Source organism: Pseudomonas khorasanensis (genome assembly GCF_014268505.2).
GTDB lineage: Bacteria > Pseudomonadota > Gammaproteobacteria > Pseudomonadales > Pseudomonadaceae > Aquipseudomonas > Aquipseudomonas khorasanensis.
This window is the reverse complement of sequence record NZ_JABWQP020000011.1, coordinates 77,277-90,609: the sequence shown is the minus strand read 5'-3', so window position 1 is coordinate 90,609 and position 13,333 is coordinate 77,277. Positions and strand designations below refer to the sequence as shown.

The window sequence follows — 13,333 nt, the reverse complement described above, 5'->3', positions numbered from 1 at the left end:
CGCAAGCCTGGAATTACTCAGTCCACTGACTTTAGCCGAGGTTCCTGCTTTTTCCGGGGCATGCTGCGCACGAGGCTACGTTTCAGATTTTTCCTGCAGCTTTTGCAGCTCGCGTCTTACCATGCTGGCGTAGGCCGCAGGTCGCAGCGCATAAATATGCGAGGCCACCCATCCCAGCCACGCACCTTGCAGTTCGCCTTTTCTGGCGAACAATCGCTGCGCTTCTTCGCATGCGCTTTGCAGGTTCTGCGAATGAAACTCTGCGCGACTCACTCGCTGGCCTTGAAGGTCACCAGTTCGCCTTTGCGCCATTTCGCGGCCTTGGCGGTGACGGCTTTCAAGGTTTTGGTCAAGCCTTCCTGCAACTGCTCGTTGGCGGCAAACACAGTCACGACGTTATGACCTTCCTTGAACAGAATCGCGTGACCGTCGGCGGTGCTGACGAACGCGTAATCGCCCAAGCCGTAGACCGTCAGCTTGATGTCCCGAAAGCGGATGTCCAGCTTGCCGCCTTCACGGCTGGGCAGAACCGACGCGATGAAGTGATCGCCAACCTTGAGTTTAAGCCCCGGTTTGTCATCGACGACCAACGCACTCTCGGTATCGATCTCAGCGACGTAAATGCCTTCGGCGTTTTGCTCGGTGATGTAAACAAAACGTGATTGGAATTGCTTGACCAGCTTTGCGCGCAAATCACCCAGCACGAACAAAGCATGCATATCGAGATTACTGACTGCCAAAGAAACATCCCCACATCTGAAAAACCGTGCACCGAAAAACGCGCACGGCGAAGAAACGGCCAAGCCGATGAAAACTGCCAAATCACTCAAAAACCCGAAGCGAGAAAGGCGCTTATGAATCGCGAGGTTCGTAGACTACTGGATTGTCATTAGTGAAACCCGCTCTGGAATCGCCAAACCTTGAAGGAAAAAGCCTCAAGTGCGACTGGAGCGAATCTGACTTCGAACTTTAGGGAAATTTCTCACGAAAAAAAGCACTCTTCCGACATATCGCTGGCGAAAAATTGCTTTAGATAAGCCCGGTCGTCAACAGGTACTGGCGATTCTAGAGCAGCGATGCTCATTACGACTACCCGCAAAGGCCGTTAAATCCCGGCCGACTGATGAAAAGGACTTCACATGTGCACTTTGACTCATTTTGCCACGTCGGCTGACGCGCGAATCAACAGACCTCTGGCGATGCATGTTGGTGGACTCGATCACCTGCCGACATCTTCTAACAATCACCAAACCCCGAACTTTCAAGTGGTGCCCGCAGGGATCGCTTTCTTTCACATCAAGGAAACATCAACGGGACTTGTCAGAGGTTTCCGCGGCAACCACAACGAAGCGTGCGCCCTCGCCCGCTCGCTTGAATCAAAAATCGAACTCCACGCCAGCGGCTGCCTCTGATAAGGGGAGTGAACGAACAAGCCGTACCGGCACCGACCCAGGAGTAGATGATGGAACTGCCAACCGAGCTTAACCTGACCACCCTTTTTGAACAGTTGGGCTTGCCGTCGGATGAGGCGTCGATCAACGACTTTGTCGAAGACCATCCGCTGGACCCGGATACCAAACTCATCGATGCCGATTTCTGGACGCCGCAACAGGCGCAATTACTCAAAGACTGGCTGCTTGCGGATGGCGAAGAAGCACCCATTGTCGATGAGCTGAACGTACGCCTGCACCGCGGCAAATAAGGGCGATCAGTGCAGGCGATCGCCGGGCTCGATGTTCAGTTGTTCGAGCCAGGCGGCCTTGCACTCTTCCGCCTCATCACGGCTGGCGAACGCCGTGCCGCGACGCTCACCGTTGAGCAAAACCACCCAGCAAACGCTCCGACCCATTGCGCGCAGACCGGCCGGCACACCGCTGCCGATCATCACCGCAATATCCACCCTGCAATGCATGTGGCTTCCTCCGAAATAAATAGCTACCTAACTAAGTGGTCAGGTTATAGCCTTCCTTCGTGAGGAAACAGCAATGGCCGTGCACAGATTCATTGCGTCAACCGTAACAATCGATCAGCGCGGGCTCTCAGGTTTATAACCCAGACGCAACCCGCCCCAGTGCCGCCCGCCTATCATGATTGGCACCGAAAGATCGTGCATGAGTTCGCCAGTGTCGCGCGTGTAAGTTTGCAACAGCACCGGTTTCTGATGGCTGCCGCAACGGATTCCGGTGCGGTCGGCAAATTTGCGCTTGGTGCGGTTGTTCACCGTGTCGACCTTGACATCACCGGTCAACGGCTGACTGAACGCCTGGTTATGCGTTGGCACATACCCTTGCTGCGTGCAGGCGATCGCGAACACCAGCCCTTCGTGGCGCAGCAGCAACGGTTCCTGAATCGCCGGCAATACCTGATCGGTGTAGCGATCGAAACGGGTCTGATACTTGGCCGGTTCGGTACCTGGAATCGACTGATAGGTGCGATCGAACAAGTCCTCCAGGCTGATCCGGCCCTGCTCAACGTCCGCCTCGAAGCGTAACGCGATCTGGCTCGCACCTTCCCGGGCCAAGTCATAAATGCGCTGGTGGTAGTCGTCCAGGCCCACCTCGGCCAGACGCTCGCTGATGGTTTCCGCCTGCCCTTCCATTTGCACAGCCGCCTCGGCGAGACGGCGGGTCTGTTGATCGCTGATTGCCAGGTCGCTGCGCATTTGCTCGACGGCGATAAACAGTCCGTCGAGTTGCTCGCGATTGGTTTGCGCGCCACGGGCGATCTCGCTCACCTGAGCTTCCACCCCGGCCGCCAGTCGCGCGATGTTCTCAAGATGCTGACCGGTGTGCTCGACCTGTTCGACGCCAGTGTGCAGATCACTCGATAATTCGCGAATTTGCGCCACCACCTGAGTCGTCCGCTGCTGAATGTCAGCGACCATCTCACCGACCTCGCCCGTCGCAGCCGCCGTACGCGCCGCCAAGCCGCGCACCTCGTCGGCGACCACGGCGAAACCGCGACCATGTTCACCGGCCCGGGCCGCTTCAATGGCTGCGTTCAAAGCCAGCAGATTGGTCTGGCTGGCAATCGACTGAATCACCAGCGTCACCCGCTGTATGTCGTCACTGCGCACGCTGAGGGCTTCGATCAACTCGCGACTGGCATTGGCGCGCTGACTGAGCTGGTGCATGCGGGAGATGGAGTCGAGCAGTTCGCTACGCCCCGCCGCGCTGCTGTGGTGCGCCTCGCTGGCAGCGTTCAGTGCTTCACGGCTGAGCTGCGATGTCGCTTGTTCAGTGGCGATCATCACCTCGGCGCTGCTGACGATCTGCGCCGCCGCGTCGAGTTGCGATTGGAGTTTGCTCGCCAGCGCCTTGACGGAGAACGCCACGCCAGCGGCTGACAGCGCGTTATGGCTGGTGGTGTAGGAAAGATCACGGGTCAGCGCGGACAACGCGCTGGAGGTATCGACCGGTACAGCATGAGGAACGGTGCGTGAACGCAGTCGGGGTAGCCAGATAATCAGCACCGCCAGTGGCATGCCGATATACAGCGCCCCATCGGCCATGGCCATGCCGGCCAGCAACAGCATCAGGGCGATGCTCTGCAGAGTCGGTGCGATCCAGCGTTTTTTTGGCAAAAGCACTGGTGCGGGCAGCGCCGCAACCAGAGATCCGTCTCTCGTCATCTTCATCACCCCACGTTTGTTCTCATTGTTGTGACTGCATTAAACGCCACTACAACGCCATTATCCATGGTCCGTTAGTCGTGGGGTCTGTGGCAGGTCAATGGAACGGCGGGGAAATATCGCAGACGAGCAAAAACAAAGATCGCAGCCTTCAGTCACTCCCTGCAGGAGCTACCGAAGGCTGCGATCTTTTCCAGGCAGCCCACAGGCGTGGGCTGCCGTGCGAAATCAGGCCTGACGCTGGTGCTTGTCGATTTGCTCGTGACGTTCTTGAGCTTCGATGCAGTACTTGGTGGTCGGGCTGATCAGCAGGCGCTTCAGGCCAATGGCCTCGCCGCTGTCGTCGCACCAGCCGAAGCTGTCGTCCTTGATACGCTCAAGGGCTTGTTCCAGTTGCGGCAGCATGCGCTGGTCGCGATCGATCGCGTTGACCAGCCAGGTGCGCTCTTCTTCAACCGAAGCCGCGTCCGCCGGGTCAGCCGGAGTGTCCAGGCTTTCGATAGCGATACGATTTTGCTCAATGCGCTCGTGGGTTTCGACTTTCATGTTCTGCAACAGCTCAGTGAAGAAAGCGTGTTGCTCTGCATTCATGTAGTCATCTGCCGGCATGGCCAGCAACTTGTCCTTTGTCATTGATATCTCTATAAAAAAACGTGCATTAAGGCGAATAAGGGAGCGTTTCGGCGAACCGTGTGGGGTCGTCGAAAAGGCATCGTTTTATTGCAAACGCCACCCGGCACTCAATTTACGAGGGGCGGCAGTCTAAGGCCCGATCAAGGCCTCAGCAACTGTAAATACAGGGAATTTGTCCGACAGGACCAGGAAACTGCTCTGACACAGGCTTCACACGGCAATCGGAGTGCGTTTATAGCAAGAAATTCAGTCGAGCGGCTGTATATAGAAGACAAACGGCTGACGGCAATGCGCCGCCCGGTGAAATCTTTATTCACGCGGTGCATCGTTTCAGCACAGCAGACCCCACGCAGCCCCACTATTATCAGGCCCAACGCGTGATCAATCCGCCTGAAGGATGCCCTATGCCCCGCCCCGATCTGCCGGCCACCGACGAGGATGCACTTGCCGGCCCACCGAGCAATGCCGAGCGCCTGCTGCAACTGATCACCGACGAATACGACGCCCTGCCACGCCAGCTCAAACGCATCGCCAGTTACATTACCCAGCAAAGCGATCGGATCATGGTTGATCGCATCAGCGACATCGCCCGCGAGTGCGAGGTGCATCCGTCAGCCATCGTGCGTTTCTCCCAGCGCTTCGGTTTCAGCGGCTTCAGCGAAATGCAGGCGCTGTTTCGCCAGGCCTGGACGCACAAAGCCACGCCCGTGCAGAACTACCAGCAGCGGGTCCGCAGCCTGATCGCCAACAAGTCGCACACTGCCAACAGCGGCGACCTCGCCCGCGAGTGCATCGACGCAACGCTATCGGGCATTGAATGTCTGAGCCGCGAACTCGACGAAGCTGCGTTTGAAACAGCCGTCGACCTTATCGTCGATGCCGACGACATCTATGTGGTGGGCGTACGCCGCTCTTTCGCCGTGGCCGACTACCTCGTCTACAACCTGCAGCACACCCAGAAACGCATTCACCTCGTTTCCGGCATCGGCGGCAGCTATCGCGAGCAAATGCGTAGCGTGCGCGCGAACGATCTGGTCATTGCCGTCAGTTTCGTGCCCTACGCGAAGGAAACCGAGCATTGCCTGCGCTTCGCCCGGCAGCAAAACGCCAATGCCCTGATCATCACCGACAGCCCTCTCTCACCGCTGGCAAAACTCGCCAATAGCGTGCTGCTGGTCAATGAAGGCAGCGCGCTGGCGTTTCGTTCGCTGAGCGCAACGCTGTGCTTGTGTCAGGCGCTGTTCGTGGCTGTGGCGTATCGGCTGGGGTTGAACGTTGATGAGATTCACGAGCAGGCCGGGTTTGGCGACTGACAATTGCTTCGGGCTCGGCTAGGTTATGTCTTCCCAGCGGTTCGACTTGAAGGAACGCGTCATGAAACTGATCGGCATGCTCGACTCCCCTTACGTGCGCCGCGTGGCAATCTCCGCCAAACGCTTAGGTATCGACCTGGAACACGAGTCGGTCTCGGTGTTCCGTCACTTCGAGCGATTCCAGCAGTTAAACCCGGTGGTAAAAGCGCCGACGCTTGTCCTCGACGACGGCCTCGTGTTGATGGACTCGACCTTGATCCTCGACTATCTCGAAACCGCTTCAGGCAAAAGCCTTCTGCCGGCTGAATTGCCCCAACGTGCTCAAGCCCTGCGCCTGATCGGACTCAGCCTCGCCGCCTGCGAAAAGGCGGTGCAGCTTTATTACGAACGCAACCTGCGTCCGGCCGACATTCAATATCAACCCTGGGTTGAACGTGTTGAGGGCCAACTGGCCGCCGCGTTTGATGCGCTGGAGAAGGAACTTGAACATCGTGACTTGCCCGCCGATGGCTCGCTCGCTCAGGACGGCATCAGCCTGGCGGTCGCCTGGAGCTTCACCGAACTCGTCGTGCCGGACCAGATCGATGCCGCGCGCTACCCGCGCATCGCCCGATACACCGCCTACGCAGAAGGCACCGACGCATTCATCAGCACACCGATGAACTGACCATGAGCACCACCGACACCGCCGCCCCGGCGTTAAAGGAAATATTCAACGCCGAACGCCTGCAGCACATTGCTGATGAGATGAGTACGGTGTACCCCGCGTTTAAATCCAAAGAGTTTCTCAAACATGCCAACCATGGACTGGCCGAACTGTCGGTGATGCAACGCATGGCCCGCGTCGCCGAAAGCTTACATGCCGTGCTGCCGCTGAATTACGAAGATTCCCTCAGCGTATTACGCGAACTGGCGCCACGGCTGAACAGTGGGTTCGTCAGCATGTGCCTGCCACACTACGTCGCGAGCTACGGCGCACACGCGTTCGACACCTCAATGGACACGCTGAAATACCTCACCACCTTCGGCTCCTCCGAATTCGCCATCCGCTACTTTTTGCGCAGCGACCTCGAACGCTCGCTGGAACTGATGCACGACTGGGCCGAAGACGAAAACCACCACGTTCGCCGACTGGCCAGCGAAGGTAGCCGACCTCGCCTGCCTTGGTCGTTTCGGTTGGAAGCGGTGCAGGCGGATCCGCAGTTGGCCGCCGGGATACTGGATCGGTTGAAGGCGGATGAGAGCTTGTACGTGCGCAAGTCCGTAGCGAATCATTTGAATGACGTGACCAAGGTGCATCCGCAGTGGGTGCTGGATGTGGTTGAAGAGTGGCCGCTTGAGAACAGGCACACGGCGTGGATTGCCAAACATGCGTTGCGCAGCTTGATCAAACAGGGAGACCTGCGGGCGCTGACGGTGATTGGGGCGGGTGCGAAGGCTGAAGTCGAGTTACTGGATGTGAAGATTGAGCCGGCGGTGGTCAGGCTGGGTGAGCCGATTACTTTGTCGTTTAGGGTGAAGTCGACGGTGGCGCATGAGCAGAGGCTGGTGATTGATTACGCGATTGACTACGTGAAGGCGAATGGCGGGGTTTCGAGGAAGGTTTTCAAGTTGAAGACGGTGGGGTTGGCGGGGTTTGGGGTTGAGATGGTACGACGCAAGCAAGTCATCAAGGATTTTACGACGCGCAAGCATTTCGCTGGGCGGCATGGGGTTCAGGTGATGGTTAATGGGGAGTTATTGGGTGGTGCTGCGTTCGAAGTTCTGGTTTGAGCAGTATCGCGAAGCGTTAGTGATGATTCGTATAAAGATCCGCTAGACGATCGGTGCATTGGCAACCGTGCATCGGCACTGGGCGCGGCCGCACAATGTACGATTCACGGTTTCAGGGGCTACCAACTTCCGTACGGGATGCCGAATTTTTCGATGTACCGTTTGGATTTTTCGCTGACGGGATAGGCGTATCGCCCTTGGTTCTTACCTTGGCTAGGCCCCAGCGGTTCGATCTCTGCTTGCGCTCTCGCGACTTTGACAGGATGGTGGCATGGGTCTCTTACCCAGACCTGAACGACGCCACCGGGAGCCAGGCCTAGGTAAACCGAAGAGATGTAAGTAGCCGTTTGGTCTGGATATTTCGGGCAGCGTTGATTCACTGAAGACAACATCAGTTGTCTCGCTTCTTCCGGTATATCTACCCAAGCACGATAAGTTTGAGGTTCAACAATAGATTGCCATCGAACGAAGATCCGCCTGGGAAGATCCGCGCCTACAACAGCCTTCGCGGACGCGCCAACTCCGTCCCAACCTCGGGCCGATTCGGTACCGTCTTCTGGCTGCCCACCTGATGCGGATCCCCCGCCGGTATGCAGCAATGTCTTGCCTTTAATATCTTCTACCGCAGTGTCCTCAACCCAGACTTTCATATAGTCCGGCTCGACAAATCCGAGCTCCCACCATGGAGATCTTGGGTCGTGTTTTGCAGAGAGCGGGTCAGCGTTACAACCCGCCACCAAGAGTACACACAGTAGGGCTATAAAAAACTTCATTACCAAAGCGTCCAGTCAGGTACGTGTGGATGTTTCACTCGTATTGCATTTTTTGTGGGAGCGTTGATGTATACAGCCCTCACTCCACTGCCATCCCTTCGACCAAGCGGGTGGTTCCAATTTGCGGAGGTATGAATGTAATTGAGCTTGAGCATCTGTTCCTCCTCAGGCGTTGTGCTGTAGTCGCCAGAAACGAATCGATCGCACAACGCCTTAAGCTCATCGGGCACCAAAAACTCTGGGGTTTCGGGAATTTCACCGAAGCGCACCCCCTTCGCTTTTGCGAGTTGATGCATTACCCGAAGATAAACTTTTGAGAGCATTCCACTTACAGGTCGCCTGAGCTGCACTGCGGCATAAATTCGCTTTACGCGTGGGCTCATTCGATCCTGCGGACTAATCGGCATTATGAGCGCTGGAGGCGTAACGATTTCCAGCATTTCAGCAGGCCAGCCTTTGGCTAGCCATTGATTCTTCACGATTACCGCGTCTTGATAAATCGAGGTAGTGGCAACATCGGTACTGACGGGCACCTCAAGAGTCTGCATTGGGCTTATGAGCACGCATTCTTCGGCCTCTGCGAGGTAGCCACCACCAACATCGGAATGCACGCCCGGCAGAACGATTTCCTGATGATCCATAGCTACGCGACTAAGGGCGAAGTTGCCTCTGCACTCATCTCGCGCGACCAATTGGACAACATCGCTGAAAAAACGCCGGTCGAGATAAAGCCTGATACCTGTAGCGATGGAGTTTTTGATGTTGCCCAAATTCGACCAGCCAGCAATTGACGGCACTGTATCGAACAAACCGATGAAGCCCATGTTGATGTCGCGTTGATATTGGTCAACAAATTTCGAGCTCAAGGCATGAGAATAGCTGCGAAGTATCTCGCCTAATGAACCTTGTTTGCCTCGTACGATTTCATTTGCGAAATGTCGCGCAGCCGCAGCACCTCGGCTGAAGCCGAAGGTGTCGAACATCAATGAGGTAATCTCAGCGCCTGGATTTTTTTCCAACACCTCTTTGATACGCTGCCCAATTAAGGCAAACGAAGATTGAACGCGCCCTGCAACACCCGTTTCGCCCCGCCCGGTGCCAGCTCCTAAGGTGCTGTCGTCTTCACCGGATTGGGTGCCAATTCCCTCGACATAAACCATACCAAAGGCTTTCTTTCGGAGTCCTTCACCTTCAGCGGATCGGGGAGTCTCATAAAGATCACTCAGCCTTTTCACATTGCTTACGTCATTACCGTAACTGCTATCCGGATCGCTCATATAGGGCTGACAACTAGCCGGAATATCCTCAGGCGCAATCGGGTGCTGCGCACCACACAACAAACCCGCAGCAGAGTTGTTCGCATTATTCCCAGTGCCATCAAAGAAAACTCCAATCCTCAACGCAATCCCGATTTTCTCAGGTTCGCGCGCAGGTTCTTTCCCGTGCTTCTCATACTCGGCCCAGCGCTGGGCGTGTATGTCGACGGGTTTGGCCTCTTCGTAGCGATAGTTTTTCGGCGGGTTTGGAACGTAGCCACTCAATCCTTGTTTTCCTTGTTCTGATCCTTGAAGAACGGCCCGAAGGGTGACAGCCGGGGCCGGGTGGTGCAAGCCGTGGCGGTGTGCCAGCCACTGCGGGGCGATGGGTTGCGACGAGGTTTTAATCTCGTCGCGTTGCCGGTTATTTGGCTATTTCGACGTTATCCAGTGCCTGATTCACGGCGATTTCGCCGAGCATGACGACCTGGGCGATGCCCAGCAGGGTTTTGCGGCGTGAGGTGTCGAGGAGCGCGGCGAAGTCGTAGAGCATCGTGGTGGCCGAGCCGAGGGATTCGCTGGCGTTCGCCAGCAGGGATTCAGTGTTGTATTTCGGGTTGGCGAGGCACATCGGTTCCGGCGTGTTGGTACTGGCCAGGATGTCGGCAGGACCGAGGTAATGATCGAGGTAATGATCGAGGGCGCGTTCGGCGGCTTCGTGGAGTTTCTTCGAGGCGCTTGATTCGTAGGGGGATGCGGGGTCGGTTGGGGGATTGGGCGTGACTTTGTACATGGTGAAACTCCTAGTTAGGAAAAAGGAGCCTTCACATTCGCTACCAAACGAAGGTGGCGGCCATACGCGGGTTGGTAGACCGGTAACTAGGACCCGGCACACCCGAAGGTGTCCTGCGCATGGCCACCATATAGCAGAGACCTTGAACAGGCCTGCAAAACGGTGCGCGATGCGACTAGTTATGGCGGGCTACCAAACCCGATCACTGCTTTTCAGTGACCGACAGACGATAGAACCCGCGACCTAGACGCACAAGCCGGCGGATTCTGGCGTAGTCGTAGGTAATGGCGCAAGGCGTTGTAGCCGCGCGCCTGTGTCCGGCATGGCTTTTTAAACAGACTGGATGCTTTCTGTTTATGTAGCGATGAATGGGCTGACGTCATCGCGAGCAGGCTCGCTCCCACAGGGGGATTGAGCCTGGCTTCGGTTTGGCGCGTCAAATCGAACGCTGATTCACCCGCGCCATCAACTGTTCAGCACTTTCCTTGCGCTCGGAATAGCGGTCAACCAGATGCGCCTGCTGACCACGCAGCAGCACGGTGAACTTCACCAGTTCTTCTATCACATCCACCACGCGGTCATAAAACGGTGACGGTTTCATGCGCCCCGCCTCGTCGAATTCCATGTAGGCCTTGGGCACCGAGGATTGGTTGGGGATGGTGAACATGCGCATCCAGCGCCCGAGTACGCGCAACTGGTTGACCACGTTGAACGATTGCGAGCCGCCGCAGACTTGCATTACCGCCAGCGTTTTGCCCTGGGTCGGGCGCACGGCGCCGAGTTCCAGCGGGATCCAGTCGATCTGCGCCTTGAACACGGCGGACATGGCGCCGTGGCGTTCCGGCGAACACCAGACCTGACCTTCCGACCACATCACCAGATCGCGCAACTCCTGGACCTTTGGGTGATCGACCGGGACGTCGTCTGGCAGTGGCAGACCGGACGGGTTGAAGATGCGGGTTTCGGCGCCGAAGTGTTCGAGCAGGCGGGCAGCCTCCTCTACCAGCAAACGGCTGAAAGAGCGCTCACGGGTCGAGCCGTAGAGCAACAGGATGCGCGGTTTGTGTTCGGCCGCAATCGATGGCTTGGTCGCGTCGAACAGGGTGGGGTCGAGGTTGGGCAGATGGTCTGACATGGTTCCTCCTTAAAGTGTGCCGATGCGGTCGAGTTCGGCCTTGAGCTGATCACGGCTGAGCGAGTGAAAAGGCAAATCGAAGAAGGCTTGGCAACGTTGGCCGATGCGCATCAGGGTGGAATGGAATGCTGCGTCGACGACGGCTTCGTCGCCGATCACGTCAGAGGGATCTTCCAGCCCCCAGTGAGTTTTGAGCGCGGGGCCGAAATACACCGGGCAACTCTCGCCGGCGGCTTTGTCGCAAACGGTGATGACAACGTCCGGCGGGTTGCTTTCGAAGGCGTCATTGCCCTTGCTGTGTAAGCCGTCGATGGCGATGCCATTTCTTTGCAGCGTCAACAGGCTGCGCGGCAGAACCTGGCCCTTTGGAAAACTGCCGGCACTGACCGCCGCGAAACCGGCGGGCGCCAAGTGATTGAACATCGCTTCGGAAAGAATGCTGCGGCAGCTGTTGGCCGTGCACATGAACAGGACTCGCATCGGGGTGCTCCGTAAAAATTCAGGACTCAGCAACAGGCGCTTTCGCGCACGGGACGGCCGTCCATGTGTTGAAGGCGTGCGGCGTTGTCCTTTAGCCAATCGGCATTGGCTTTGGACGTCACCTGCAGGATTTCGCCGATCCAGGCCGGCAGATCCGGGTTGAGGCGGTAATACACCCACTGGCCCTGACGACGGTCGAGCAGCAAACCGTTGCTGCGCAGCTGCGCCAGGTGGCGGCTGATTTTTGGCTGGCTGTCATCGAGCGCACACATCAGCTCGCAGACGCAGAGTTCACCTTGCTCGGCGATAAGCAGAATGGCGCGGACGCGGGTTTCATCGGCCAGGCTCTTGAAGACTTCGGTGGGGGTGATCATGGGCGCGGACTCACCATATACGGAAAATCGAATATACGGATATCCATATATTATTCAACCCGAAATGTAACCCCTTGCAGGAGTGAGCCTGCTCGCAATAGCGGTGTATTAGTCGATATTTGCGTGAAAGACACACCGCTATCGCGAGCAGGCTCACTCCTGCAGGGAATTTCTGTGGTGCCGGGATTATCCGAGCAGCAGGCCCTGCTCCGCTTCGCACAGTTCAACCACGTAGTCCCAAACCACCCGCAATCGCACCGACTTGTGCAACTCCCGTCGGGTACTGATCCAGTAGCTGCGCTCGATGCTTTCGTCCGGCAGCAGTGGCACCAGGTCCGGGTCGGAAGCGGCCATGTAGCACGGCAGCACGGCGATGCCCAACCCCGAGCGCGCCGCCTCCTGCTGAGCGATGACGCTCGTGCTGTGGAACACCACACGGGGGCTGCGGCAAAAGCTGTTGAGAAACATCAGCTCCTGACTGAACAGCAGGTCGTCCACGTAACCAATCCAGGCATGCTTCCCAAGGTCATCGCGACTTTGCAGCGCCGGCGCCTTGTCGAGATAGGCCTGGCTGGCGTAAAGGGCCAGTCGATAATCTGTCAGTTTGCGCGTGACAAGCATGTCGGCGGACGGCCGTTCGAGGTGGATGCTGATCTCCGCTTCGCGGTTGAGGATGCTGACAAAACGTGGCACGGCGACCAGTTCGACTTCCAGGCCCGGGTATCGCTCGAAAAGGCCGATCATGCGACTGGCGAGAAACTTGATGCCGAGGCCTTCGGTGACGCCGACGCGGATTTTTCCCAGCGGCGCGGTGGACTGAGTGATTTCTTCCTGCGCCAGCAGCGCAACGTTTTCCATCGCTTCGGCATGCTTGAGCAGCGCCTCCCCCGCCGGGGTCATCTCGTAGCCCTGGGCGTGCTGGACGAACAGCGCGGTGCCGAGGCTTTTTTCGATGGCCTCGATATGGCGCGCGACGGTGGCATGGGTGGTGTTCAAGCGCCGGGCGGCGGTGAGCAGGCGGCCGCTGCGTTGCAGCTCGAGAAAAAAGCGCAGGTCGTTCCAGTCGAACATGGCGGGTCCTTGTCGGCGAATGTCGCGGATGGCTGTTTGAAAACGCACAGCGGCTGCGCAAAAACTAACATTCTTTTGACGAAAGCTAACAACTAGAGTGT

Annotated in this window: 17 protein-coding genes; 5 read left to right on the top strand and 12 right to left on the bottom strand. The window is 57.4% G+C overall.

All coding sequences use genetic code 11. The features are described from left to right. Positions 1–75 precede the first annotated feature (75 nt). A complete protein-coding gene (locus HU727_RS25780; RefSeq protein ID WP_367617019.1) occupies positions 76–273 on the bottom strand; it encodes a hypothetical protein in 198 nt (65 codons plus the stop codon). After that, on the bottom strand, positions 270–740 hold the full coding sequence (locus tag HU727_RS20305) for a hypothetical protein (protein ID WP_367617018.1): 471 nt from the start codon (positions 738–740) through the stop codon (positions 270–272). Before HU727_RS20305 ends, HU727_RS25780 begins: the two co-directional genes overlap by 4 nt. Before the next feature lie 459 nt (positions 741–1,199). Here HU727_RS20305 and HU727_RS20300 point away from each other — a divergent pair, with 459 nt between their 5' ends. Beyond that, on the top strand, positions 1,200–1,412 hold the full coding sequence (locus HU727_RS20300; RefSeq protein ID WP_225919875.1) for a hypothetical protein: 213 nt from the start codon (positions 1,200–1,202) through the stop codon (positions 1,410–1,412). A 50-nt stretch (positions 1,413–1,462) separates the two neighbouring features. Next, positions 1,463–1,702 (top strand): DUF2789 family protein, encoded by a 240-nt coding sequence (locus HU727_RS20295; protein ID WP_186533348.1) that lies wholly within the window; start codon positions 1,463–1,465, stop codon positions 1,700–1,702. Positions 1,703–1,708: 6 nt separating this feature from the next. Here the strand turns inward: HU727_RS20295 and HU727_RS20290 are convergent, their stop codons facing one another. From HU727_RS20290 to HU727_RS20280, 3 genes are all read right to left on the bottom strand, one after another. Further along, a complete protein-coding gene (locus HU727_RS20290) occupies positions 1,709–1,912 on the bottom strand; it encodes a hypothetical protein (protein WP_186533349.1) in 204 nt (67 codons plus the stop codon). Positions 1,913–2,026: 114 nt separating this feature from the next. Next, positions 2,027–3,250, bottom strand: a complete 1,224-nt coding sequence (locus tag HU727_RS20285; protein WP_437180430.1) for a methyl-accepting chemotaxis protein — start codon at positions 3,248–3,250, stop codon at positions 2,027–2,029. Positions 3,251–3,859: 609 nt separating this feature from the next. Then, positions 3,860–4,264: a TraR/DksA family transcriptional regulator gene (locus HU727_RS20280; protein WP_016775095.1), complete on the bottom strand. Its 405-nt coding sequence runs from the start codon at positions 4,262–4,264 to the stop codon at positions 3,860–3,862. A 404-nt stretch (positions 4,265–4,668) separates the two neighbouring features. On the opposite strand from HU727_RS20280, the gene HU727_RS20275 reads away from it, so the two are divergent. The 3 genes from HU727_RS20275 to HU727_RS20265 all read left to right on the top strand — a co-directional run bounded on the left by HU727_RS20275 (position 4,669) and on the right by HU727_RS20265 (position 7,350). Next, entirely contained in the window at positions 4,669–5,577 is a 909-nt protein-coding gene (locus tag HU727_RS20275) for a MurR/RpiR family transcriptional regulator (protein ID WP_186533351.1), read from the top strand. Positions 5,578–5,638: 61 nt separating this feature from the next. After that, on the top strand, positions 5,639–6,244 hold the full coding sequence (locus HU727_RS20270) for a glutathione S-transferase (protein ID WP_186533352.1): 606 nt from the start codon (positions 5,639–5,641) through the stop codon (positions 6,242–6,244). 2 nt (positions 6,245–6,246) lie between these two features. After that, positions 6,247–7,350, top strand: coding sequence for a DNA alkylation repair protein (locus HU727_RS20265; RefSeq protein ID WP_186533353.1), 1,104 nt, complete (start codon positions 6,247–6,249; stop codon positions 7,348–7,350). Positions 7,351–7,469: 119 nt separating this feature from the next. On the opposite strand, the gene HU727_RS20260 is transcribed toward HU727_RS20265, so the two are convergent. The 7 genes from HU727_RS20260 to HU727_RS20230 all read right to left on the bottom strand — a co-directional run bounded on the left by HU727_RS20260 (position 7,470) and on the right by HU727_RS20230 (position 13,232). Beyond that, positions 7,470–8,123 (bottom strand): DUF2931 family protein, encoded by a 654-nt coding sequence (locus tag HU727_RS20260; protein WP_186533354.1) that lies wholly within the window; start codon positions 8,121–8,123, stop codon positions 7,470–7,472. Beyond that, positions 8,123–9,664 carry a phospholipase effector Tle1 domain-containing protein gene (locus HU727_RS20255; RefSeq protein ID WP_186533355.1) on the bottom strand — a complete coding sequence of 514 codons (1,542 nt, stop codon included), beginning with the start codon at positions 9,662–9,664 and terminating at the stop codon, positions 8,123–8,125. The genes HU727_RS20260 and HU727_RS20255 overlap by 1 nt, the downstream gene beginning before the upstream one ends. 139 nt (positions 9,665–9,803) lie before the next feature. Beyond that, positions 9,804–10,172, bottom strand: coding sequence for a DUF6124 family protein (locus tag HU727_RS20250; protein WP_186533356.1), 369 nt, complete (start codon positions 10,170–10,172; stop codon positions 9,804–9,806). A gap of 436 nt (positions 10,173–10,608) precedes the next feature. Beyond that, positions 10,609–11,307, bottom strand: a complete 699-nt coding sequence (arsH, locus tag HU727_RS20245; RefSeq protein WP_186533357.1) for an arsenical resistance protein ArsH — start codon at positions 11,305–11,307, stop codon at positions 10,609–10,611. 9 nt (positions 11,308–11,316) lie between these two features. Beyond that, positions 11,317–11,787: an arsenate reductase ArsC gene (locus HU727_RS20240; RefSeq protein ID WP_186533358.1), complete on the bottom strand. Its 471-nt coding sequence runs from the start codon at positions 11,785–11,787 to the stop codon at positions 11,317–11,319. A gap of 26 nt (positions 11,788–11,813) precedes the next feature. After that, complete coding sequence (locus tag HU727_RS20235; RefSeq protein ID WP_186533359.1) at positions 11,814–12,161, bottom strand: metalloregulator ArsR/SmtB family transcription factor; 348 nt, start codon at positions 12,159–12,161, stop codon at positions 11,814–11,816. 186 nt (positions 12,162–12,347) lie between these two features. Beyond that, positions 12,348–13,232, bottom strand: a complete 885-nt coding sequence (locus HU727_RS20230; RefSeq protein ID WP_186533360.1) for a LysR family transcriptional regulator — start codon at positions 13,230–13,232, stop codon at positions 12,348–12,350. Positions 13,233–13,333 lie beyond the last annotated feature (101 nt).